The organism is Helicobacter pylori (genome assembly GCF_001653475.1).
Lineage (GTDB): Bacteria > Campylobacterota > Campylobacteria > Campylobacterales > Helicobacteraceae > Helicobacter > Helicobacter pylori_CM.
In genome coordinates this window covers 1,194,036-1,214,204 of sequence record NZ_CP011487.1, presented here as the reverse complement: position 1 = coordinate 1,214,204, position 20,169 = coordinate 1,194,036, and the positions used below count along the sequence as shown (strand labels likewise).

General features: G+C 38.8%; 26 protein-coding genes and 1 pseudogene. 21 read left to right on the top strand and 6 right to left on the bottom strand.

The window, feature by feature from the left end:
* Positions 1-2: 2 nt before the first annotated feature.
* The 13 genes from rplF (at position 3) to rplQ (ending at position 7,078) form a co-directional block, all read left to right on the top strand.
* Positions 3-539, top strand: a complete 537-nt coding sequence (gene rplF / locus AA974_RS05870; RefSeq protein ID WP_000086585.1) for a 50S ribosomal protein L6 — start codon at positions 3-5, stop codon at positions 537-539.
* Between the two features lie 13 nt (positions 540-552).
* The gene (rplR, locus tag AA974_RS05865) at positions 553-909 is read left to right on the top strand and encodes a 50S ribosomal protein L18 (protein ID WP_000991854.1); all 357 of its coding nucleotides are present in this window, start codon (positions 553-555) and stop codon (positions 907-909) included.
* A 14-nt stretch (positions 910-923) separates the two neighbouring features.
* The gene (gene rpsE, locus AA974_RS05860; RefSeq protein ID WP_001860543.1) at positions 924-1,367 is read left to right on the top strand and encodes a 30S ribosomal protein S5; all 444 of its coding nucleotides are present in this window, start codon (positions 924-926) and stop codon (positions 1,365-1,367) included.
* A 17-nt stretch (positions 1,368-1,384) separates the two neighbouring features.
* On the top strand, positions 1,385-1,786 hold the full coding sequence (gene rplO, locus AA974_RS05855; protein ID WP_064433793.1) for a 50S ribosomal protein L15: 402 nt from the start codon (positions 1,385-1,387) through the stop codon (positions 1,784-1,786).
* Positions 1,787-1,828: 42 nt separating this feature from the next.
* Positions 1,829-3,091 (top strand): preprotein translocase subunit SecY, encoded by a 1,263-nt coding sequence (gene secY, locus AA974_RS05850; RefSeq protein ID WP_001030183.1) that lies wholly within the window; start codon positions 1,829-1,831, stop codon positions 3,089-3,091.
* A complete protein-coding gene (gene map, locus AA974_RS05845) occupies positions 3,091-3,852 on the top strand; it encodes a type I methionyl aminopeptidase (protein WP_064433792.1) in 762 nt (253 codons plus the stop codon). Before secY ends, map begins: the two co-directional genes overlap by 1 nt.
* Positions 3,852-4,070: a translation initiation factor IF-1 gene (gene infA / locus AA974_RS05840; protein ID WP_000090248.1), complete on the top strand. Its 219-nt coding sequence runs from the start codon at positions 3,852-3,854 to the stop codon at positions 4,068-4,070. The genes map and infA overlap by 1 nt, the downstream gene beginning before the upstream one ends.
* A 78-nt stretch (positions 4,071-4,148) precedes the next feature.
* Positions 4,149-4,262 (top strand): 50S ribosomal protein L36, encoded by a 114-nt coding sequence (gene rpmJ / locus AA974_RS05835; protein WP_000868340.1) that lies wholly within the window; start codon positions 4,149-4,151, stop codon positions 4,260-4,262.
* 3 nt (positions 4,263-4,265) lie between these two features.
* Positions 4,266-4,628 carry a 30S ribosomal protein S13 gene (gene rpsM, locus AA974_RS05830; RefSeq protein ID WP_000090809.1) on the top strand — a complete coding sequence of 121 codons (363 nt, stop codon included), beginning with the start codon at positions 4,266-4,268 and terminating at the stop codon, positions 4,626-4,628.
* A gap of 22 nt (positions 4,629-4,650) precedes the next feature.
* A complete protein-coding gene (rpsK, locus tag AA974_RS05825; RefSeq protein WP_001129277.1) occupies positions 4,651-5,046 on the top strand; it encodes a 30S ribosomal protein S11 in 396 nt (131 codons plus the stop codon).
* A gap of 9 nt (positions 5,047-5,055) precedes the next feature.
* Positions 5,056-5,682 carry a 30S ribosomal protein S4 gene (gene rpsD, locus AA974_RS05820; RefSeq protein WP_064433791.1) on the top strand — a complete coding sequence of 209 codons (627 nt, stop codon included), beginning with the start codon at positions 5,056-5,058 and terminating at the stop codon, positions 5,680-5,682.
* A gap of 11 nt (positions 5,683-5,693) precedes the next feature.
* Entirely contained in the window at positions 5,694-6,728 is a 1,035-nt protein-coding gene (locus tag AA974_RS05815) for a DNA-directed RNA polymerase subunit alpha (RefSeq protein WP_033619516.1), read from the top strand.
* The gene (rplQ, locus tag AA974_RS05810; protein WP_064433790.1) at positions 6,728-7,078 is read left to right on the top strand and encodes a 50S ribosomal protein L17; all 351 of its coding nucleotides are present in this window, start codon (positions 6,728-6,730) and stop codon (positions 7,076-7,078) included. Before AA974_RS05815 ends, rplQ begins: the two co-directional genes overlap by 1 nt.
* A 525-nt stretch (positions 7,079-7,603) precedes the next feature.
* On the opposite strand, the pseudogene AA974_RS05805 reads toward rplQ, so the two are convergent.
* The 4 genes and pseudogenes from AA974_RS05805 to AA974_RS05790 all read right to left on the bottom strand — a co-directional run.
* Positions 7,604-7,963: pseudogene (locus AA974_RS05805) on the bottom strand (thiamine diphosphokinase); the annotation flags it as partial.
* Positions 7,951-8,613, bottom strand: a complete 663-nt coding sequence (gene pnuC / locus AA974_RS05800) for a nicotinamide riboside transporter PnuC (RefSeq protein WP_064433789.1) — start codon at positions 8,611-8,613, stop codon at positions 7,951-7,953. The gene pnuC and the pseudogene AA974_RS05805, both read right to left, overlap by 13 nt.
* 121 nt (positions 8,614-8,734) lie before the next feature.
* Positions 8,735-9,391 (bottom strand): thiaminase II, encoded by a 657-nt coding sequence (gene tenA, locus AA974_RS05795; protein ID WP_064433788.1) that lies wholly within the window; start codon positions 9,389-9,391, stop codon positions 8,735-8,737.
* Between the two features lie 587 nt (positions 9,392-9,978).
* The gene (locus AA974_RS05790; protein ID WP_064433787.1) at positions 9,979-10,527 is read right to left on the bottom strand and encodes a YceI family protein; all 549 of its coding nucleotides are present in this window, start codon (positions 10,525-10,527) and stop codon (positions 9,979-9,981) included.
* A gap of 124 nt (positions 10,528-10,651) precedes the next feature.
* Here AA974_RS05790 and AA974_RS05785 point away from each other — a divergent pair, with 124 nt between their 5' ends.
* From AA974_RS05785 to trpA, 8 genes are all read left to right on the top strand, one after another.
* Positions 10,652-11,389 carry a 5'-nucleotidase, lipoprotein e(P4) family gene (locus AA974_RS05785; protein ID WP_196207240.1) on the top strand — a complete coding sequence of 246 codons (738 nt, stop codon included), beginning with the start codon at positions 10,652-10,654 and terminating at the stop codon, positions 11,387-11,389.
* A 66-nt stretch (positions 11,390-11,455) separates the two neighbouring features.
* Positions 11,456-12,514 carry a glycosyltransferase family 9 protein gene (locus AA974_RS05780; protein WP_064433785.1) on the top strand — a complete coding sequence of 353 codons (1,059 nt, stop codon included), beginning with the start codon at positions 11,456-11,458 and terminating at the stop codon, positions 12,512-12,514.
* A 131-nt stretch (positions 12,515-12,645) separates the two neighbouring features.
* Positions 12,646-14,148, top strand: a complete 1,503-nt coding sequence (trpE, locus tag AA974_RS05775) for an anthranilate synthase component I (protein ID WP_064433784.1) — start codon at positions 12,646-12,648, stop codon at positions 14,146-14,148.
* Complete coding sequence (locus tag AA974_RS05770) at positions 14,145-14,729, top strand: aminodeoxychorismate/anthranilate synthase component II (protein WP_064433783.1); 585 nt, start codon at positions 14,145-14,147, stop codon at positions 14,727-14,729. Before trpE ends, AA974_RS05770 begins: the two co-directional genes overlap by 4 nt.
* Positions 14,726-15,733 (top strand): anthranilate phosphoribosyltransferase, encoded by a 1,008-nt coding sequence (gene trpD, locus AA974_RS05765; protein WP_064433782.1) that lies wholly within the window; start codon positions 14,726-14,728, stop codon positions 15,731-15,733. Before AA974_RS05770 ends, trpD begins: the two co-directional genes overlap by 4 nt.
* Positions 15,726-17,084 (top strand): bifunctional indole-3-glycerol-phosphate synthase TrpC/phosphoribosylanthranilate isomerase TrpF, encoded by a 1,359-nt coding sequence (trpCF, locus tag AA974_RS05760; protein ID WP_064433781.1) that lies wholly within the window; start codon positions 15,726-15,728, stop codon positions 17,082-17,084. The genes trpD and trpCF overlap by 8 nt, the downstream gene beginning before the upstream one ends.
* Position 17,085: 1 nt before the next feature.
* Complete coding sequence (gene trpB / locus AA974_RS05755; RefSeq protein WP_064433780.1) at positions 17,086-18,267, top strand: tryptophan synthase subunit beta; 1,182 nt, start codon at positions 17,086-17,088, stop codon at positions 18,265-18,267.
* The gene (trpA, locus tag AA974_RS05750) at positions 18,264-19,052 is read left to right on the top strand and encodes a tryptophan synthase subunit alpha (RefSeq protein WP_064433779.1); all 789 of its coding nucleotides are present in this window, start codon (positions 18,264-18,266) and stop codon (positions 19,050-19,052) included. Before trpB ends, trpA begins: the two co-directional genes overlap by 4 nt.
* Positions 19,053-19,530: 478 nt before the next feature.
* Here trpA and AA974_RS08085 read toward each other — a convergent pair whose 3' ends face one another.
* Entirely contained in the window at positions 19,531-19,881 is a 351-nt protein-coding gene (locus AA974_RS08085) for a hypothetical protein (RefSeq protein WP_230380942.1), read from the bottom strand.
* Complete coding sequence (locus tag AA974_RS07945; protein ID WP_196207225.1) at positions 19,881-20,033, bottom strand: hypothetical protein; 153 nt, start codon at positions 20,031-20,033, stop codon at positions 19,881-19,883. Before AA974_RS07945 ends, AA974_RS08085 begins: the two co-directional genes overlap by 1 nt.
* Positions 20,034-20,169: the final 136 nt, after the last annotated feature.

Below are 20,169 nucleotides of genomic sequence, written 5' to 3'. Positions count from 1 at the left end.
AAATGTCAAGAATTGGGAAAAGAATCATTGAAATTCCAAGCTCTGTGCAAGCGAGCGTTGAAGGGAGCAAGCTTCTTTTTAAAAACAGCAAAGAAAAGCATGAGTTAGAAACTCACAACCGAGTGAAAATCACGCTTGAAAACAACCAATTGAGCTTCCAGCCTGTGGGCGAAGACGCGCAGTCTAGGGCTTATTGGGGGACTTATGGGGCGTTAGCTAACAACATTGTAATAGGCTTAAGCACCGGTTTTGCTAAGACTTTAGAAGTCAATGGCGTGGGCTATAAGGTGGCTTTGGGCAATAAAACTTTGGATTTGAGTTTGGGTTTTAGCCACCCGGTGAAATACCCTATTCCAGCGGGGATTGAAATGGTGGTGGAAAAAAACACGATCACTATCAAGGGAAGCGATAAGCAAAAAGTAGGGCAAGTCGCCGCTGAAATCAGGAGCTTCAGACCCCCAGAGCCATACAAGGGCAAGGGCGTGAAATACAGCGATGAAGTCATTATTAGAAAAGCTGGTAAAACAGCTAAAAAATAAATAAGGTGAAGTGATGAACGCAAAAGCATTGTATAAAAAGAAAGCCTTAAGAGATCGCAGGAAATTAAGGATTAAAAGCAAACTCTTGGGCGATGCGTTAAGGCCTAGGGTGAGCGTTTTCCGCTCCAACCGCTATTTCTATGCGCAAGCGATTGATGATGTTAAACAAAGCACCATAACGCATATTGACGGCAGGAAGATGGGCTTTAAAAACACGCAAGAAGACGCTAAAAAATTAGGCGCTCTCTTTGCTGAAGAATTGAAAAAAGCAGGGATTGAGCGAGCGGTTTATGACAGGAATGGTTACCTCTATCATGGCGTGGTGGCAGTGTTTGCTGAAAGCTTGAGAGAGAATGGGATCGCTCTATGACAGAAAGGAAAGGTATGGAAGAGATTAACAGGGAAGAGTTTCAAGAAGTCGTTGTGAATATTGGTCGTGTAACCAAAGTGGTTAAGGGCGGTAGGCGGTTTCGTTTTAACGCTTTAGTGGTTGTGGGCAATAAAAACGGGCTTGTAGGCTTTGGTTTAGGCAAGGCTAAAGAAGTTCCTGATGCGATTAAAAAAGCGGTAGATGATGCGTTTAAAAACCTGATTCATGTAACCATTAAAGGCACGACTATCGCTCATGACATTGAGCATAAATATAACGCAAGCCGTATTTTACTCAAACCGGCCAGTGAGGGAACGGGAGTGATTGCTGGGGGTTCAACGCGCCCTATCGTGGAATTAGCAGGCATTAAGGATATTCTAACCAAATCTTTAGGCTCCAACAACCCCTATAATGTGGTGCGTGCGACTTTTGACGCTTTAGCGAAAATCAAGGCGTAGTTAAAAAGGATATGATGATGGGATTAGAAAATTTAAAACCGGCTAAAGGTAGCGTTAAAAGAATCAAACGAGTGGGCCGTGGTCAAGGAAGCGGGATGGGAAAGACTGCCACAAGAGGCGGTAAAGGCCAAACTGCAAGGACAGGCTATAAGGCTAAAAGAGGCTTTGAAGGGGGTCAGCAACCTTTACAACGCCGTTTGCCTAAAATAGGTTTTAGGACTAAAGATTCTCATATCTATTCTATCAATGTAGAAAAGAATGAAGCGATTAAGGATTTAGAAGAAATCACTTTTTCAAGCTTGCGTGCTTTGCACCATTTCCCCCTTTATATTGAAGGCGTGAAATTGATTGGTAAAGACGCTAAAAACTTGGCTTCTAAAATTAAAGATGAGAGAATCAAAACGAGCGGGCAGAAGTAATGCCCTTATTGTATCAGCTTGATTGGAGAGGAATAAGTTAATATGAATAAAGCTATTGCTAGTAAGATACTCATCACTTTGGGTTTTTTATTTCTCTACAGAGTCTTAGCTTATATCCCCATTCCTGGCGTAGATTTAGCAGCGATCAAGGCTTTTTTTGACAGCAATTCCAACAACGCTTTAGGGTTGTTTAACATGTTTAGCGGGAATGCGGTTTCTCGCTTGAGCATCATCTCTTTGGGTATCATGCCCTATATCACTTCTTCAATTATCATGGAGCTTTTGAGCGCGACTTTCCCCAACCTGGCTAAAATGAAAAAAGAGCGAGACGGCATGCAAAAATACATGCAAATTGTGCGCTATTTGACTATTTTAATCACTCTAATCCAAGCGGTGAGCGTTTCAGTGGGGTTAAGGAGCATTAGCGGAGGAGCTAATGGAGCGATCATGATTGATATGCAAGTCTTTATGATCGTTTCAGCGTTTTCCATGCTTACAGGGACGATGCTGCTCATGTGGATAGGGGAGCAAATCACGCAAAGAGGCGTGGGGAATGGGATCAGTCTCATTATTTTTGCCGGGATTGTTTCAGGGATCCCATCGGCTATTTCAGGCACATTCAACTTGGTCAATACGGGTGTGATCAATATCTTAATGCTCATTGGTATTGTGCTGATTGTTCTAGCGACTATTTTTGCGATTATCTATGTGGAATTGGCTGAGCGCAGGATCCCTATTTCTTACGCGCGTAAAGTGGTGATGCAAAACCAGAACAAGCGCATCATGAATTACATTCCTATTAAGTTGAATTTAAGTGGGGTGATCCCCCCTATTTTCGCTTCAGCTTTGCTCGTGTTTCCTTCTACGATTTTACAGCAAGCCACAAGCAACAAAACCTTGCAAGCGATTGCGGATTTTTTAAGCCCGCAAGGGTATGCGTATAATATTTTGATGTTCCTACTCATTATCTTTTTTGCTTACTTTTATTCCTCTATCGTGTTCAATTCTAAGGATATTGCGGATAATTTAAGGCGTAATGGCGGGTATATTCCAGGGCTTAGGCCTGGAGAGGGGACTTCATCGTTTTTAAATTCTGTAGCGAGCAAGCTCACTTTGTGGGGTTCATTGTATTTAGCACTCATTTCTACCGTGCCTTGGATTTTGGTTAAGGCTATGGGCGTGCCTTTTTACTTTGGAGGCACGGCGGTGCTGATTGTGGTTCAAGTCGCTATTGATACCATGAAAAAGATTGAAGCGCAAATTTATATGAGCAAGTATAAAACTTTAAGTGCGGTAGGCTTTTAATGGCAATCTCTATTAAAAGCCCAAAAGAAATCAAAGCTCTAAGAAAAGCCGGGGAATTAACCGCTCAAGCGTTAGCCCTTTTAGAGCGAGAAGTAAGGCCTGGGGTTTCACTTTTAGAGCTGGATAAAATGGCTGAAGATTTTATCAAATCCTCTCATGCCAGACCTGCTTTTAAGGGGTTGTATGGATTCCCCAACTCTGTGTGCATGTCCTTAAATGAAGTGGTTATTCATGGCATTCCTACGGATTATATTTTACAAGAAGGGGATATTATAGGCTTGGATTTGGGGGTGGAGGTGGATGGCTATTATGGCGATTCAGCTCTCACGCTTCCTATAGGCACGATAAGCCTACAAGATGAAAAATTGCTCGCTTGCTCTAAAGAGAGTTTGATGCATGCCATTAGTTCAATTAAAGTGGGCATGCATTTTAAGGAGTTGAGTCAGATTTTAGAGGGTGCTATTGTGGAAAGGGGCTTTGTGCCTTTAAAGGGATTTTGCGGGCATGGCATTGGTAAAAAACCCCATGAAGAGCCAGAAATCCCTAACTACCTAGAAAAAGGCGTCAAACCTAATAGCGGTCCTAAAATCAAAGAGGGCATGGTATTTTGCTTAGAGCCTATGGTGTGTCAAAAACAGGGCGAGCCTAAAATACTAGCGGATAAGTGGAGCGTGGTTTCAGTGGACGGGCTTAACACAAGCCACCATGAGCATACTATCGCCATAATTGGTAATAAGGCAGTGATTCTTACGGAGCATTAATGGCAAGAGATGATGTTATAGAAGTGGATGGGAAAGTGATTGAGGCGTTGCCTAACGCTACTTTTAAGGTGGAATTAGACAATAAGCATGTGGTGTTGTGCCGTATTTCTGGAAAGATGCGCATGCACTATATTAGGATTGCTTTAGGCGATAGGGTCAAGCTAGAGCTTACACCCTATAGCTTAGACAAGGGTCGGATAACTTTTAGATATAAATGAATTTAAGGGTTATTTCAATGAAAATATGTTAGTATAAAAGTTTTTAGTAGTGCCTAATTTTTTCAAAGGAGAAAAATCATGAAAGTCAGGCCATCAGTGAAAAAGATGTGCGATAAGTGCAAAATTATTAAAAGAAGGGGCGTTATTAGAGTGATCTGCACTACCCCTAAACACAAACAAAGACAAGGATAAAGCATGGCAAGGATTGCTGGTGTAGATTTACCAAAAAAGAAGAGAGTAGAGTATGCCCTTACTTATATTTATGGGATTGGGCTTAAGAGTTCCAGAGAGATTTTAGAAGCAGTAGGCATTTCTTTTGACAAGCGCGTGCATGAATTGAGCGAAGATGAAGTGTCTAGTATCGCTAAAAAAATCCAACAAAGCTACCTGGTAGAGGGCGATTTGCGTAAAAAAGTTCAAATGGATATTAAATCTTTAATGGACTTAGGGAATTATCGTGGGATTAGGCATCGTAAGGGTCTTCCTGTGAGAGGCCAAACCACTAAAAATAACGCTAGGACTCGTAAGGGTAAGAAAAAAACCGTGGGTAGCAAGTAGCAAATAAGGAGATGATGATTTAATGGCTAAGAGAAATGTAGCGGCTAAAAAGAAAGTAGTCAAAAAGAATATCGCTAGAGGGGTTGTTTATATTTCAGCGACCTTTAATAATACCAACATCACTATCACTGATGAAATGGGTAATGTGATTTGCTGGAGCACGGCGGGCGGTTTAGGGTTTAAAGGCTCTAAAAAATCCACCCCTTATGCGGCCCAACAAGCTGTAGAAAGCGCTCTAAGCAAGGCTAAAGAGCATGGCGTTAAAGAAGTGGGCATTAAGGTTCAAGGACCAGGTAGTGGGCGTGAGACCGCTATTAAGAGCGTGGGCGCGACAGAGGGCGTTAAAGTGCTTTGGATTAAAGACATCACCCCGCTCCCTCACAATGGTTGCAGACCCCCTAAAAGAAGAAGAGTGTAAGGAGGCTTTATGGCAAGGTATAGAGACGCAGTAGAAAGACTAGAAAGGCGTTTTGGGGTTTCTTTAGCCTTAAAAGGTGAAAGGCGATTGAGTGGGAAGAGTGCACTAGATAAAAGGGCTTATGGGCCAGGCCAGCATGGGCAAAGGCGTGCTAAGACTTCTGATTACGGGTTGCAATTGAAAGAAAAGCAAAAAGCTAAAATGATGTATGGCATTTCTGAAAAGCAATTCAGGAGTATTTTTGTGGAAGCCAATCGCTTGGACGGCAATACGGGTGAAAACCTTATCCGCTTGATTGAAAGAAGATTGGACAATGTCGTTTATCGCATGGGGTTTGCGACCACTAGAAGCTCTGCTAGGCAATTAGTAACGCATGGGCATGTGCTTGTGGATGGTAAGCGTTTGGATATTCCCTCTTATTTCGTGCGTTCAGGGCAAAAAATTGAGATCAAAGAAAAAACCAAGAGCAACCCTCAAGTGGTGCGTGCGATGGAATTGACAGCTCAAACAGGGATTGTGCCATGGATTGATGTGGAAAAAGATAAAAAATATGGAATCTTCACCCGCTACCCTGAAAGAGAAGAAGTGGTTATCCCTATTGAAGAAAGACTCATTGTAGAATTGTATTCTAAGTAAGGGGTTAGAGCATGAAAGTTATCAAAACAGCACCTTTGATCCCATCAGAAATTAAGGTGCTAGAGAAAGAGGGTAATCGGGTTAAGATTTCTCTGGCTCCATTTGAGTTTGGTTACGCTGTTACGCTCGCTCACCCTATTAGAAGACTCTTGCTTTTAAGCTCTGTGGGGTATGCTCCTATAGGTTTAAAGATTGAAGGCGTCCATCATGAGTTTGACTCATTAAGGGGGGTTACTGAAGATGTGTCGCTTTTTATCATGAATTTAAAGAATATCCGTTTTATAGCCAAAGCGTTAGTGGGGCAAGATAGCTCTTTAGAAAACCAATCGGTTGTGGTGGATTATTCTTTTAAAGGGCCTATGGAGCTTAGGGCTAGGGATTTGAATTCTGAGCATATAGAAATCGTCAATCCTGAAATGCCTCTAGCCACAATCAACGAAGACGCTCAATTGAATTTTTCGCTCATTATCTATAAAGGAATGGGGTATGTCCCAAGCGAAAACACAAGGGAATTGATGCCTGAGGGCTACATGCCGCTAGACGGCTCTTTCACGCCGATTAAAAATGTCGTTTATGAGATTGAAAATGTTTTGGTTGAGGGCGATCCCAACTATGAAAAAATCATTTTTGATATTGAAACAGACGGGCAGATTGACCCCTATAAAGCGTTTTTATCAGCGGTGAAAGTGATGAGCAAGCAATTGGGTGTTTTTGGTGAAAGACCCATTGCTAATACGGAGTATTCAGGCGACTACGCCCAAAGAGATGACGCTAAAGATCTGAGTGCTAAGATTGAAAGCATGAATTTGAGTGCTAGGTGTTTTAATTGCTTGGATAAAATCGGCATCAAGTATGTGGGCGAACTCGTGTTGATGAGCGAAGAAGAGCTTAAAGGCGTGAAAAACATGGGTAAAAAATCCTATGATGAAATCGCTGAAAAATTGAATGATTTGGGCTATCCGGTAGGCACAGAATTAAGCCCTGAACAAAGAGAGAGTTTAAAGAAAAGATTAGAAAAATTAGAAGATAAAGGAGGTAACGACTGATGAGACACAAACACGGATACCGCAAGCTTGGGAGAACCAGCTCGCACAGAAAGGCGTTATTAAAGAATTTAGCGATCGCTTTGATTGAGCATAACAAAATTGAGACAGGGGTTTATAAAGCTAAGGAATTGCGCAGTTACATTGAGAAATTAACGACAGTGGCTCGTGTGGGCGATTTTAACGCGCACCGCTATGTTTTTGCTTATTTGCAAAACAAAGAAGCCACTCACAAGCTTGTAACCGAAATCGCGCCCAAATACGCACAAAGGAATGGCGGATACACCAGGATCCAACGCACCACTTTTAGAAGAGGGGACGCTTCCACTCTAGCCACCATTGAATTTGTGTGAAATTTGATGGACTGCTAGCCAAGATTTTAGTCTTGGTTGGTAATTACCGCCTTGATTTTATCTTTTTAAAAGAAGCGCTTAAAAGCTTTGGTCTTGTTTTATTGAGCAATTATAAAATTTAAAAAATACTAAAAAGCGTTTTTTGTAATCAAAATATAAAAGAGCTTGGCGTTAGTTAAGCGATAGTCTCCAAACTGCAAAAATAAAGTAACTAAAACCCCATTTTTTAAAAAATTAAAATAAATTCAAAACTCGCACCGGCTTCTATCCCACCCTTTAATTGAGCGGTATTTCTTGCATTTTTATTGAGATTTCCAATTGGTTTGATAATTTTAAGAAATCCAAACTACTGAAGATTGAATCAGATGGATTGTGTTTTAGACATGCGAGATATTGGTTATTCCTTTATACTAAACCGCTTTGGATTTTAGCCGATATGAGCGATTGGTTGGTTTATTCGCTTTGGAGTGTTTTCGTTAAAAAATGATGAATTCCTAAAAAACTTGCCTAGCAAAAACCCATTCATATTTTTTTGCAAAATTTAAAATATTCCAACAATAAAAAAGTGTTCGCTAAAGCGTGGTCTTCTCGCTTGCCATTCAATCCTAAAAAAATAAAATCATCACAGCCCCTATTCAAAGCATAAAAAAAGGCTTTGGATAAATCGTTGCTGTTTTGTTCGCTCACGCATATAGGGTTATACAAGGCTTTCAAATACGAATCAATGCTATCCAAATCACCTATAACAACGCTGGGTTTGAGTTTGAGTGTATGCAATGCCATAACAGCCCCATCGCATGCGATTAAAAAGGGAGCGTTTTTTAAAATGTCTAAGCATTTTTGAGATTTAGGAAACTCCCCATTCGCTAAAATCACTGCTTGCATGACTTGTTCCAGCGGTTAAAATAATACATACCAATAAAAAGGTATAGAATCGTTGTGAAGAGTTGCACCAAGCTTTCTGCAGAAATTTGGAAAATACAAAACCACACGACAATAGACACGATATTCCCCAAAGTTACTAGCACATAATTCTCCATATAACGCAAAACCTGTAAAATAAAAGCAATAATAAAGATGACGAAATTAAAACTCTCTGCCCATAAAAAATTCGTTTTAATCTCTTTAAAAAACAAAGCACTCACGCAAGTTAAAACCCCTATGCCTAAAATGAGCGCCAAACGCCAATTTTTGGAAAGTTTTTGAGCTTTAATAGCGCCTTCATGCTGCTCTGTCTTTTTCCACGCAAATAGCCCATAAATCGTTACCGGCATATACAAAAAAAGGCATAAAATCACATCAGCGTTTAATTTCCACTGATAAGCGACATAAGCGTAACTCAAATTATAAACAAGACCAAACACAAAGCAAATCGTTTGCCTTTCTCCGGCAAAAAACGCATATAAAACCCCACTAAGCCCTGCTAAAAGATTGATAAACGAGCCTTTGACAAGAATATTAGTGGTGATCAAAAACACGCAAGCGAGAATGAGTGTGGCGTAAAATCGTTTGGGTAGTTGGGTGGTTATCAACATATTATTTCCTTACGCAAGAATTACCTTGACAAGTTCTACGGGTTTAATCTCAGCCTTTTAAAAACTTGAGCGTTTTTAAAAAGCACCCCTTTCTTTTGATTGTAGCACAAATCAATGAGAATTAGTTTTTTTGATACGCCATATCCCAAAACAGATATTCATATTTGCTTGTAGCGATAAAAATCTCCTTTAATTTTTCAATTTCTTGTTTTGAAGAAGTGAGGGTGAGGGAATCAAGCAAATTAATATTCCACGACACACACGCTTGAAATTTTTTTGAGCTATAGCCCTTAATCCAATACCCATAAAAGGCATGTTCTAAAGCGTTTGGGATTTGGCTTAAATTTTGCGCGATCACTAAATAGCTCCAACCACAGGCCAGAACAGCCACCGTAACTTCTTTAATAGAGCCCTTAATCCCTTCAGCGAGCATGTAGCTTGTATAGGATTGATTAGCTAGAGTGGGGTGCGTGTTTTGCAATTCTATTTGAGTGATTTGAAGTTCTCTAATGTAATGGTTATGGATACTCATCTCGTTATTCAAAATATCTTGTATAGCGTTAGAAAACTCTCTCATCACCGCTTCATCATAAGCTTTAACTACGCCTAAAGCAAACACCTTAGCGTATTCTAAAAGAAACAAATAATCCTGAATAATATAAAAACGAAATTTATCTCTTTCTAAAGTCCCATGCCCTATGCCTTGAACAAACGGATGGGAAATACAATCCCCCCAAATAGATCGCGCGTTTTTATACAGATATTGTGAAACTTGCATTTTTACACTCCTAAAGTCAATTCAACGCATTTTAACACGAAAGCTTGTGATATGGTATAAAAATTTGTTTTTAAAAAGGTTTGTAAGTAAGCTTCTTGCTTTCAAAAATTGAACGCTGTATTAAAATATCTGTGATTTTGAATAGCGATTAATAATATTGCAAGGCTTGTATTGCCTTTATGTTGTTTAAGACTGGCTATCATTTGTAATCACAAAAAGGTTAATTCCATCTCGCTCTGTAGGTTTTTATTTTTAGAAGTTTTTATTATGGGAACTTGCAGTATGGCACTTACAAGATAGGAGTCAATCTTAGATGCATGGTTTCAAACCTAATTACAGAGCGAGATGGAATCAACCTTACTATTTATGATTGGCTTAATCTCTGTATCAAGTGATATCGGTTGAAATCTCAAATAGTTTAGCATAAAAATAAAAAAGCGTCTAATATATTTAAAATAGGCGTTCAATTTTTTAAGCGATTGGTGTAAAAACGCTATTAAAGTGATGTTTTGAGATATCGGGCAGAATAAAGACTCTTATTAGAAAAGAAAGCCACAAGAAACAAAAAATTGTTTCTTGCAAAAAGTTTATTGAGCGTAAGCTTCTAGTTTGATTTCAATCTTTACCTCATCTCCAACGACAGCATCGCTAAATGTTTTACCGATGCCAAAATCCTTGCGGTTGATTTTGCCTTCAGCTTGTAGCACCATGAATTCTTTTTTATTCATGGGGTTTTGCAAGGGGGCTTGGATTTTTGCTTCCAACACGACCGGTTTGGTTACGCCATGAAGGGTCAAATCCCCATGGATTTTACCATCTTCGTATTTTGTCATTTTAAAGCTCCCTTTTGGGTATTTTAGCGCATCAAAAAATTCTGCTGTCCTTAGGTGGTCATCTCTTTTTTTGTTCCTAGTGTTGATGCTTTTAATATCAATTTTGCCTTCAAGAACATTGAGAGCTTTGGTATTAGGATCGGCATCAATTTTGCCATCAAAACTATCAAACACGCCTCTTGTTTCATTGAATTTGAAATGTTTAACCTCAAACCACACGCTAGAGTTTGCCTTATCAATCGTATAAGGTTTTGCAAACACCAAACTAACACCAAAAAGGGTGGATATTAACGCTTTTTTCATTGTTTCCTCACTTCATTCTGAATTAAAAACGCTAACTATACAACAATTCGGTTAATGGTAAAAATACTCCTAATCATCTGTTTTAAGGTATAATACAAAAAATCCCCATTAGGTAGGTGTTGTTATAATGAAAAAGACCCTTGCATCAGTTTTATTAGGATTGAGTTTGATGAGTGTTTTAAATGCCAAAGAATGCGTTTCGCCCATAACAAGAAGCGCTAAGTATCATCAGCAAAGCGCTGAGATTAGAGCCTTGCAATTGCAAAGTTACAAAATGGCGAAAATGGCACTAGATAATAATCTCAAGCTCGTTAAAGACAAAAAGCCAGCCGTCATCTTGGATTTAGATGAAACCGTTTTAAACACTTTTGATTATGCGGGCTATTTGATCAAAAATTGCATTAAATACACCCCAGAAACTTGGGATAAATTTGAAAAAGAAGGCTCTCTTACGCTCATTCCTGGAGCGCTAGACTTTTTAGAATACGCTAATTCTAAGGGCGTTAAGATTTTTTACATTTCTAACCGCACGCAAAAAAATAAGGCATTCACTTTAAAGACGCTCAAAAGTTTTAAACTCCCCCAAGTGAGTGAAGAATCCGTTTTATTAAAAGAAAAAGGCAAGCCTAAAGCCGTTAGGCGAGAGTTAGTCGCTAAGGATTATGCGATTGTTTTACAAGTGGGCGATACTTTGCATGATTTTGACGCTATTTTTGCCAAAGACGCTAAAAACAGCCAAGAACAACGAGCTAAAGTCTTGCAAAACGCTCAAAAATTTGGCACTGAATGGATCATTTTACCCAACTCTCTTTATGGCACTTGGGAAGATGAGCCCATAAAAGCATGGCAGAATAAAAAATAAAATTTATCCATCGCATAAGAACGATTTTTGCTAACATGACAAAAAATTTGATCTCTTAGGAGAGCTATGGATTTTGTAGGGTTTGAAGATTTAAAATGTAAAGATAAGGAAAACTCTCAAAAAGTTTTTGTGATCCGTAACGATAAGTTAGGCGATTTTATTTTAGCCATTCCCGCTTTAATCGCTCTAAAGCATGCTTTTTTAGAAAAAGGCAAGGAAGTGTATTTGGGCGTGGTTGTGCCTAGCTATACCACCCCAATAGCATTAGAATTCCCCTTCATTGATGAAGTCATTATAGAAGACAATCATTTAGCCACCACTCTTAAAAGTAAATCCATTGACGCTCTTATCTTTTTATTTTCTAATTTTAAAAACGCCAGACTCGCTTTCAGACTAAGAAAATCCATTCCTTACATCCTAGCCCCTAAGACCAAAATCTATTCTTGGTTTTATCAAAAGAGCGTGCGCCAAAGCCGATCGCTGTGTTTAAAAACCGAATACGAATACAATTTGGATCTCATCTGTGTTTTTTGTAAAGATCACAATCTCCCTAACGCTCAAATGAAAAAAATCGCATGGAAGCTTAAAGACAAATCCAAAGAGCGATCCATCATCGCTTCAAAACTCAACGCTAATGCTGGTTTATTGTGGATTGGCGTGCACATGCATAGCGGAGGCAGTTCGCCCGTATTGCCTGCTCCACACTTTATTAAACTGATTGATTTTTTACACAAAAAGTTAAGTTGTGAGATCATTCTTATTTGCGGGCCAGGCGAGAGAAAAGCCACAGAAGAACTCCTTAAAAAAGTCCCTTTCACTCACCTTTATGATACGAGCCATAGTTTAGTGGATTTAGCCAAATTGTGCGCGAATTTGTCCGTCTATATTGGGAACGCTTCAGGCCCTTTGCATGTGAACGCTTTATTTGACAACCAATCTATCGGGTTTTATCCTAACGAACTCAGCGCCTCTATTGCCAGATGGCGGCCTTTCAATAGGCGTTTTTTAGGAATCGCCCCACCTAATGTCTCAAACGATATGAGTTTGATTGATATTGGAAAAGAGAGCGAAAAGATTATTGAATTTATTGCACCAAATCTTTCTTGCCACATACAAGAAAAGTAACGGCAACAAGCATCGCACAAACGACCTTAACAACGCTCAAAAGTTTGATCTGATTAAATAAGGCTATTAATTTATTGCCCGTTTATCTATTTCTTGTAAGATAGAAGTTTATTTTTAGCATAAAGAAATTGATGATCAGTTTAATAGAAAAAGCTCCTTACATTCCCTATCCCCTAGCTCTTTATGAAAAATTAGAGCAACAGTACACCTTGCTTTTTGAAAGTGCTGAGATTGAGAGCAAAGCACACACCAAATCCCTTTTAATGGCTAAAGCCTGTTTGAAGCTGATTTGCAACCACAATATCGTAACTATCACTAGCCTGACGCCTAATGGCGGGGCGTTTTTGCAAAAATTGAGTGCGTTTTTTAAAATGCCTATACAAGACAATGCCCTAACTTTAACCTACACCAAAAATAAAAAAACGCAAGATGAGTTTTTAAAACTCTTTGAGCCTAGCCCTTTTGACGCTTTAAGGGGTCTTTTTAAAAGCGTTAAAACCAAACCCAAACACCCCTTTACGCTTTTAAGCGCTGGCGTTTTTTCTTTTGAAATGCTCAATTTTTTTGAAGATTTGCCCCACTTAAAAGCGCAAGACAACACAGCGCATGACTTTATTTTTTTTGTTGCGCAAAATTTGATCATCATAGACCATAAAGAAAAAAGCGCTGAAATCTTGGGGGCGTGTTTTGATGAACGCTTTAAAACAGAGATAGCCCAAGAATTACAGGATTTAAAAGAGTTGGCTCAAAACATCAAAAGCGATTTTATCCCTAAAAAATCCAAGCAAAGTAGAGAAGTTAGCGCTAATTGCGATGATAGCGAGTTTGAAAAAAAGGCGCTATCCTTACAAGAAGAAATCAAAAAAGGCGAGATTTTTCAAGCGGTGTTGTCGCGCAGCTTTTATATGGAGTGCTTGGAGGGTTTGAGCGCGTATTATCATTTAAAGCTAACTAATCCTAGCCCCTATATGTTCTATATCAAAGACAGCGATTTTATTCTTTTTGGGGCAAGCCCTGAGAGCGCCTTAAAATACAATGCTTTAACCAATACGGCTGAAATTTATCCCATTGCTGGCACTCGCTTAAGGGGTAAGGACAAACAAGGGAATATTGATTACGATTTAGATAGTAAAATGGAATTTGACTTGCAACACGACTATAAAGAAAGGGCTGAACACATCATGCTAGTGGATTTAGCCAGAAACGACATGGCCAGAGTTTCAAAAAAACGCTATTGCGATAAGCTTTTAAAAGTGGATAAGTATTCCAATGTCATGCATTTGGTTTCAAGGGTTGTTGGGGAATTGAAAAAAAGGTGCGATAGTTTGCATGCTTACAGGAGCTTTATGAACGCCGGCACGCTTAGTGGGGCGCCTAAAATCTCTGCGATCAAGCTCATTTACCAATTGGAAAATCAAAGGAGAGGCTCTTATGGGGGGAGTGTGGGGTATTTAAATAGTGAGGGTTCTATGGATTCTTGCATCACTATCCGTTCGTGTTTTGTTAAAAACAATAGGGCAGTGATCCAAGCAGGAGCCGGTATTGTGTTAGACAGCGTGCCTAAAAACGAAGCGAATGAAACAAGAGCTAAAGCGCAAGCCCTTATTGATGCGATCAGGAAAACAATCTCATGAAAATCTTTTTTATAGATAATTTTGATTCTTTCTCTTATAACTTGGTGTATGAATTAGAGTGTTTGGGTTATGAAGTGGTTGTTTATCAAAACGATATTGATCCGCATTATCTTATGGGTTTAATGCATAAAGAATCAAAAACCCCTTTATTGTTCATTTCACCCGGACCTGGTAACCCTAGCAGTTCAGGCAATCTTTTAAAAATCATTGAAATGGCTAAAAAGAAATTCTCCATTTTAGGGGTTTGTTTAGGCTTACAAGCTTTAGCGCAAAGCTATGGGGCTAAAATCATAAGGAGTAAAGAAATCGTGCATGGCAAAGCGACAACCATTGCGCTCAAAAAGCATGCCGTTTTTAAAGGCTTAGGGGATAGCATGGTGGTGGGGCGTTACCATTCTTTAATGGCAAGCCGCTTGCCTAAAAATTTAGAAGTGATCGCAAAGCATGATAATATCCCTATGGCTATTATCAATGAAGAAGATAAAATTTTAGCCTACCAATTCCACCCTGAAAGCATCATGACTTTACAAGGGAGAGTGTTGTTAGAGCAAAGCGTGGGGTTTTTAAGAGGGTTATCATGAAAGATATTTTAAACACTCTATACCATCAAAAAAACTTAAACGATGAAGAAGTCAAGAAATTATTCACCCTTATTATCAACGAAAAAGTAAGCCCAGCACAACTCGGGGCAATTTTATGCGCTTTAAAAATCAAGGGCGAGAGCTTTAAGGAAATTAGCGTTGCTGCAACCACGCTTTTAGAGCATGCCCCTAAGCCTTATAATAGCGGCTTGGATTTAATAGACAATTGCGGCACAGGGGGCGATGGGTTAAAAACGATTAACATCAGCACGATTGCTGCGCTCATTGCCAGCTCTATGGGATTATCTATGGCTAAACACGGATCAAGGAGCGTGTCCAGTCATAGCGGGAGTGCGGATTTGTTGGAAAATTTAGGCGTGAATATTAAAATGAATCCCGCGCAATTAGAGAATTGTTTCAAACAAACGCATTTTGGGTTTTTATTCGCGCCTTTATACCATCAAAGTTTTAAAAAATCCGCTCCTTTAAGAAAAGAGCTTTTCACTAAAACGATTTTTAATTGCTTAGGGCCTTTAATCAACCCCTTAAGGCCAAAAATCCAGCTTTTAGGCGTGTATGACAAATCCTTGTGTAAGACTATGGCGCTAGCGTTAAAGGCTTTAGGCGTTAAAAGGGCGATGGTGGTTAATGGAGGGGGGACGGATGAAATCGTGTTGCACGACATGACGCATGCGTGTGAATTGAAAAATAACGAAATTTTAGAGTATGACTTGAGTGCTAAAGATTTTGATTTGCCCCCCTATGATTTGAAAGAATTACAGATTGAAAACGCGCAAGAAAGCGTTCAAGCGTGTTTAGATATTTTAGAAAATAAAGGCAAGCCTTCGCATACAATGGTGGTTGTGGCGAATGTGGCGAGTTTGTTGTATTTAAGCCATAAAGCTAAAGATTTAAAAGAGGGCGTGAGCATGACTTTAGAGCATTTAAAAACCAAAGCGCCTTATACGCATTTACAAAAAATCATAAGATTAAGCCATGCCTAGCGTGTTAGAAAACATCCTTAAAGACAAGCTCCTAGAAGTCTCTGCACTCAAAAAAAATCACACTTTACCGATAAACATAAGCCCAAGCGACAGGGATTTTAAAAAGGCATTACTGGAAAAAAAGACCAGCTTTATTTTAGAATGCAAAAAAGCATCGCCCTCTAAAGGTTTAATAAGAAAAGATTTTGATCTGTTGAAAATAGCCAAGACTTATGAAAAATTCGCCTCTTGTATTTCAGTTTTAGCCGATTCTAAACATTTTTTAGGCTCTTATGAAAACATTAAGATTGTTTCGCAACATTCCACCAAGCCCATTTTATGTAAAGATTTTATCATTGATGCTTTTCAAATCAAACTCGCTAGGGTTATGGGAGCTAATGCGGTGCTTTTAATGTTAAGCGTATTAGATGATAAAAATTATTTAGAGCTTTTTAACCTCGCTAAATCCTTAAACCTAAGCACGCTGACTGAAGTTTCCAACAAGCAAGAAATCAAGCGCTTGCTCAAACTCCAATACGACATTATAGGCATCAATAACAGGGATTTGCACACCTTAAAAACCGATATTAATCACACGCTAGAATTACGCTCCTTATTGCCTAAAGACGCGCTCATTATCAGTGAGTCCGGTATTCATTCGCATGTGCAAATCAAAACCCTAGCCCCTTATGTGAATGGCTTTTTAGTGGGCAGCTCTTTAATGAAAGAAAAGGATTTGAAAAAAGCGTGCACTAAATTGATTTTAGGCGGAAATAAAGTGTGCGGACTTACAAAAATTAAAGACGCTAAAGCCGTTTATAAAAACCATTTTATTTATGGGGGTTTGATTTTTGAAAAATCTTCACCCCGATACATCAAGCCTAAAGAAGCCCTAAAAATCACGAAAGCGGTTAAAAAATTGGATTTTGTGGGCGTGTTTGTGAAAGATGGGATTAAAAAAATTCAAAAAATCGCTAAAAAGCTTGATTTAAAAGCGGTGCAGCTTTATGGCTATTCTCAAAAAGAAATCGCTCAATTAAAAAAATCGCTCCCTAAAACTTGCGCGATTTGGCAAGTAGTGAATGTGATGAACGCTAACGATTTAGCGCCTAAAGCCAAAGAAGCCTCTCTAATCTTATACGACACTAAGGGGGATAAAATGGGAGGCAATGGCGTGAGTTTTGATTGGGGTGTTTTAGAAAATGTCAAAACGCCTTTCATGTTAGCCGGTGGGCTTAATTTGGATAACATTCAAAAAGCCTTGAAAGTTAAAGCGTTGGGTTTGGATTTCAATTCCGGTTTAGAAATAAGCCCTGGGATTAAAAATAAGGATAAAATCAAGCGATTAGCCCGAATTTTAAGAGAGTATTAAAATGAATAAAAGAGCGTATTTTGGGGAGTTTGGAGGGAGTTTTGTTTCAGAGTTGTTAGTGCCTGCATTAAGAGAATTAGAACAGGCGTTTGATGCGTGTTTGAAAGATGAAAAATTCCAAAAAGAATATTTCCATCTTTTAAAAGATTTTGTAGGCCGTCCTAGCCCTTTAACCTTGTGTCAAAATATCGTTTCTAACCCTAAAGTGAAGCTTTATCTAAAACGAGAAGATTTAATCCATGGTGGGGCACATAAGACTAATCAGGCTTTAGGGCAAGCCCTTTTAGCGAAAAAAATGGGTAAAAAAAGGATTATTGCTGAAACAGGTGCTGGGCAACATGGCGTTGCAACGGCTATCGCTTGTGCATTATTGAATTTAAAATGCGTGATTTTTATGGGAGGAAAAGACATCAAGCGCCAAGAAATGAATGTTTTTAGAATGCGCTTATTAGGTGCTGAAATCAGAGAGGTTCATTCAGGGAGCGCGACGCTTAAAGACGCTGTGAATGAAGCCTTAAGAGATTGGGCGAGCAGTTACAAGGACACGCATTATTTGCTAGGCACAGCCGCTGGACCACACCCTTACCCTACGATGGTTAAAACCTTTCAAAAAATGATAGGCGATGAGGTTAAAAGCCAAATTTTAGAAAAAGAAAACCGCTTGCCTGATTATGTTATCGCATGCGTTGGAGGGGGGTCTAACGCTATAGGGATATTTAGCGCATTTTTAAACGATCAAGAGGTTAAACTCATAGGCGTAGAGCCAGCGGGTTTAGGGCTAGAAACCAATAAACATGGGGCGACTTTGAATAAGGGGCGTGTGGGGATCTTGCATGGGAATAAAACCTATCTTTTACAAGATGATGAAGGCCAGATTACAGAAAGCCATAGCATTAGTGCCGGGCTTGATTATCCAGGAGTGGGGCCAGAACACAGCTATTTAAAAGAGAGCGGACGCGCGATTTATGAAAGCGCAAGCGATCTTGAAGCGCTAGAAGCCTTTAGATTGTTGTGCCAAAAAGAAGGCATTATCCCAGCACTAGAAAGCTCACACGCCTTAGCGTATGCTTTAAAACTCGCTCAAAAATGCGCACAAGAAAGTATCATAGTAGTGAGTTTAAGCGGTCGTGGGGATAAGGATTTAAACACCGTTTATAACGCTTTAAAAGGGGATTTAAAATGAGGTATGAAAACATGTTTGAAACCTTAAAAAAACAAGACAAAATGGCGTTTATCCCGTTTGTAACCTTGGGCGATCCGCATTATGCATTGAGTTTTGAAATCATTAAAACCCTAATTGATAGCGGTGTGAGCGCTTTAGAATTGGGGTTTGCTTTCTCAGATCCCATAGCGGATGGCATTACCATACAAGCGAGCCATTTAAGGGCGTTAAAACACGCTAGCATGGCTAAAAATTTCCAGCTTTTAAAAAAGATTAGAGGTTACAACCATGATATCCCCATAGGGCTTTTAGCGTATGCGAATTTAATTTTTTCTTATGGCGTTGATGGTTTTTACGCTCAAGCTAAAGAATGCGGCGTTGATAGCGTTTTAATAGCGGATATGCCCCTAATAGAAAAAGAATTAGTCATCAAATCCGCTCAAAAACACCAAATTAAACAAATCTTTATCGCCAGCCCTAATGCGAGTGATAAAGATTTAGAACAAGCCGCTATGCATTCGCAAGGCTATATCTACACTTTAGCCAGGAGTGGGGTTACAGGGGCGAGCCGTATTTTAGAAAATGACGCGAGCGCTATTATTAAAACCTTAAAAGCCTTTAGCCCTACCCCAGCCTTACTGGGCTTTGGCATTTCTAAAAAAGAACACATCAAAAATGCTAAAGGCATGGGCGCTGATGGCGTGATTTGCGGCTCAGCGTTAGTCAAAATCATAGAAGAAAATTTAAACAATGAAAACGCCATGCTAGAAAAAATTAAAGTCTTTATAGGAAAAATGATTTTTTAAAGGCTTTTAGGCCTTGTTGCGTCAAAAATTAAAGATCATAGATTAACAATCTCATCAAGCTTTATTGCATGCGCCTTATTATGGCGTTAGAAAATACCGCCATAAGCCTAACAGCAATATAAAGGCAACCTTATAGTGGGTTGATAGCGGCTTAAAATCGCAGGTATTTTGATAATAAAAAAGCTAATTTGATACAAGAAAATTGATACAAGCCCACTAAATTCTATAATAATAGCCCTTATTGTCTCAAAAGATTTTTCTTGATAGAGCAATCTGTATGGAAAATTATAAAGTAGGATTTGAAATAATATGCAATACTCTTTAAATTATCAAGATTGTCAGAACTTTCTTTTTCGTATTCTGGAGTAGGGAGATGATGGATAAAATGATTATACTTGTCTAAACACCAAGACTGATACTCATAAGTATAGATAATAAAGTTATGCCAATATTTATCTATGATTGTAGAAATCATTCCTTAATGTTTAGTATTTAACCAATGTTCAAATTCTTGGTGTAGAATGAGAGGGTTATTCTCTAATATCTCTATAACTTGCTTATGCAAATTATCTTTTTGCAATTCTTTTAAGGTTCTTTGAGTTATTTCTTCAATTCTATAAGTTTTTTCCCATTTATCACCCACTTTTTTTAAGAAAAATGGTGAAGAATGAGCTAGATTTTCTATCTTGTTAACATATTTTTTTAACATTGTGCGGTCTTTAACCACTTCTTCTAGCCTAAAGGGACTAGAAGTTCTATAATTATGAACTTGGTAGTTTAATTTTTTTAAAAAAATCAAGAAACTCAGTGCTTGTGGTTTGCAAAACATTACCAACCTTTCTCGCATTCTGGTGCATCTATTTTGCATTCATCATCATCTGTTGGATAAAAACTTTTGCAACCGTTTGCTTCAAAAATTAATTTAACTTGATGTTTATTTTCAATGTTCTCAACTGCTTGTTTAAAATTTTCTTGTGTCATTTGAATTTCCTTTGTTATTATGGTTTGGTATCTATTCTCTTTCGCTATCTTTAGTAAGTTGGTTAATACCATCCACTAATGTTCGAATTGCACTTTCTGTTTCTTCTTTGCATTGGAACATAACTGTTTTTGTTGT

What these genes read in the sequence shown, in the direction of transcription:
- rplF (WP_000086585.1), top strand. Translation starts at nt 3, where the DNA reads ATGTCAAGAATTGGGAAAAGAATCATTGAAATTCCAAGCTCTGTGCAA.
- rplR (WP_000991854.1), top strand. Translation starts at nt 553, where the DNA reads ATGAACGCAAAAGCATTGTATAAAAAGAAAGCCTTAAGAGATCGCAGG.
- rpsE (WP_001860543.1), top strand. Translation starts at nt 924, where the DNA reads ATGGAAGAGATTAACAGGGAAGAGTTTCAAGAAGTCGTTGTGAATATT.
- rplO (WP_064433793.1), top strand. Translation starts at nt 1,385, where the DNA reads ATGGGATTAGAAAATTTAAAACCGGCTAAAGGTAGCGTTAAAAGAATC.
- secY (WP_001030183.1), top strand. Translation starts at nt 1,829, where the DNA reads ATGAATAAAGCTATTGCTAGTAAGATACTCATCACTTTGGGTTTTTTA.
- map (WP_064433792.1), top strand. Translation starts at nt 3,091, where the DNA reads ATGGCAATCTCTATTAAAAGCCCAAAAGAAATCAAAGCTCTAAGAAAA.
- infA (WP_000090248.1), top strand. Translation starts at nt 3,852, where the DNA reads ATGGCAAGAGATGATGTTATAGAAGTGGATGGGAAAGTGATTGAGGCG.
- rpmJ (WP_000868340.1), top strand. Translation starts at nt 4,149, where the DNA reads ATGAAAGTCAGGCCATCAGTGAAAAAGATGTGCGATAAGTGCAAAATT.
- rpsM (WP_000090809.1), top strand. Translation starts at nt 4,266, where the DNA reads ATGGCAAGGATTGCTGGTGTAGATTTACCAAAAAAGAAGAGAGTAGAG.
- rpsK (WP_001129277.1), top strand. Translation starts at nt 4,651, where the DNA reads ATGGCTAAGAGAAATGTAGCGGCTAAAAAGAAAGTAGTCAAAAAGAAT.
- rpsD (WP_064433791.1), top strand. Translation starts at nt 5,056, where the DNA reads ATGGCAAGGTATAGAGACGCAGTAGAAAGACTAGAAAGGCGTTTTGGG.
- AA974_RS05815 (WP_033619516.1), top strand. Translation starts at nt 5,694, where the DNA reads ATGAAAGTTATCAAAACAGCACCTTTGATCCCATCAGAAATTAAGGTG.
- rplQ (WP_064433790.1), top strand. Translation starts at nt 6,728, where the DNA reads ATGAGACACAAACACGGATACCGCAAGCTTGGGAGAACCAGCTCGCAC.
- pnuC (WP_064433789.1), bottom strand. Translation starts at nt 8,613, where the DNA reads ATGTTGATAACCACCCAACTACCCAAACGATTTTACGCCACACTCATT.
- tenA (WP_064433788.1), bottom strand. Translation starts at nt 9,391, where the DNA reads ATGCAAGTTTCACAATATCTGTATAAAAACGCGCGATCTATTTGGGGG.
- AA974_RS05790 (WP_064433787.1), bottom strand. Translation starts at nt 10,527, where the DNA reads ATGAAAAAAGCGTTAATATCCACCCTTTTTGGTGTTAGTTTGGTGTTT.
- AA974_RS05780 (WP_064433785.1), top strand. Translation starts at nt 11,456, where the DNA reads ATGGATTTTGTAGGGTTTGAAGATTTAAAATGTAAAGATAAGGAAAAC.
- trpE (WP_064433784.1), top strand. Translation starts at nt 12,646, where the DNA reads ATGATCAGTTTAATAGAAAAAGCTCCTTACATTCCCTATCCCCTAGCT.
- AA974_RS05770 (WP_064433783.1), top strand. Translation starts at nt 14,145, where the DNA reads ATGAAAATCTTTTTTATAGATAATTTTGATTCTTTCTCTTATAACTTG.
- trpD (WP_064433782.1), top strand. Translation starts at nt 14,726, where the DNA reads ATGAAAGATATTTTAAACACTCTATACCATCAAAAAAACTTAAACGAT.
- trpCF (WP_064433781.1), top strand. Translation starts at nt 15,726, where the DNA reads ATGCCTAGCGTGTTAGAAAACATCCTTAAAGACAAGCTCCTAGAAGTC.
- trpB (WP_064433780.1), top strand. Translation starts at nt 17,086, where the DNA reads ATGAATAAAAGAGCGTATTTTGGGGAGTTTGGAGGGAGTTTTGTTTCA.
- trpA (WP_064433779.1), top strand. Translation starts at nt 18,264, where the DNA reads ATGAGGTATGAAAACATGTTTGAAACCTTAAAAAAACAAGACAAAATG.
- AA974_RS08085 (WP_230380942.1), bottom strand. Translation starts at nt 19,881, where the DNA reads ATGTTTTGCAAACCACAAGCACTGAGTTTCTTGATTTTTTTAAAAAAA.
- AA974_RS07945 (WP_196207225.1), bottom strand. Translation starts at nt 20,033, where the DNA reads ATGACACAAGAAAATTTTAAACAAGCAGTTGAGAACATTGAAAATAAA.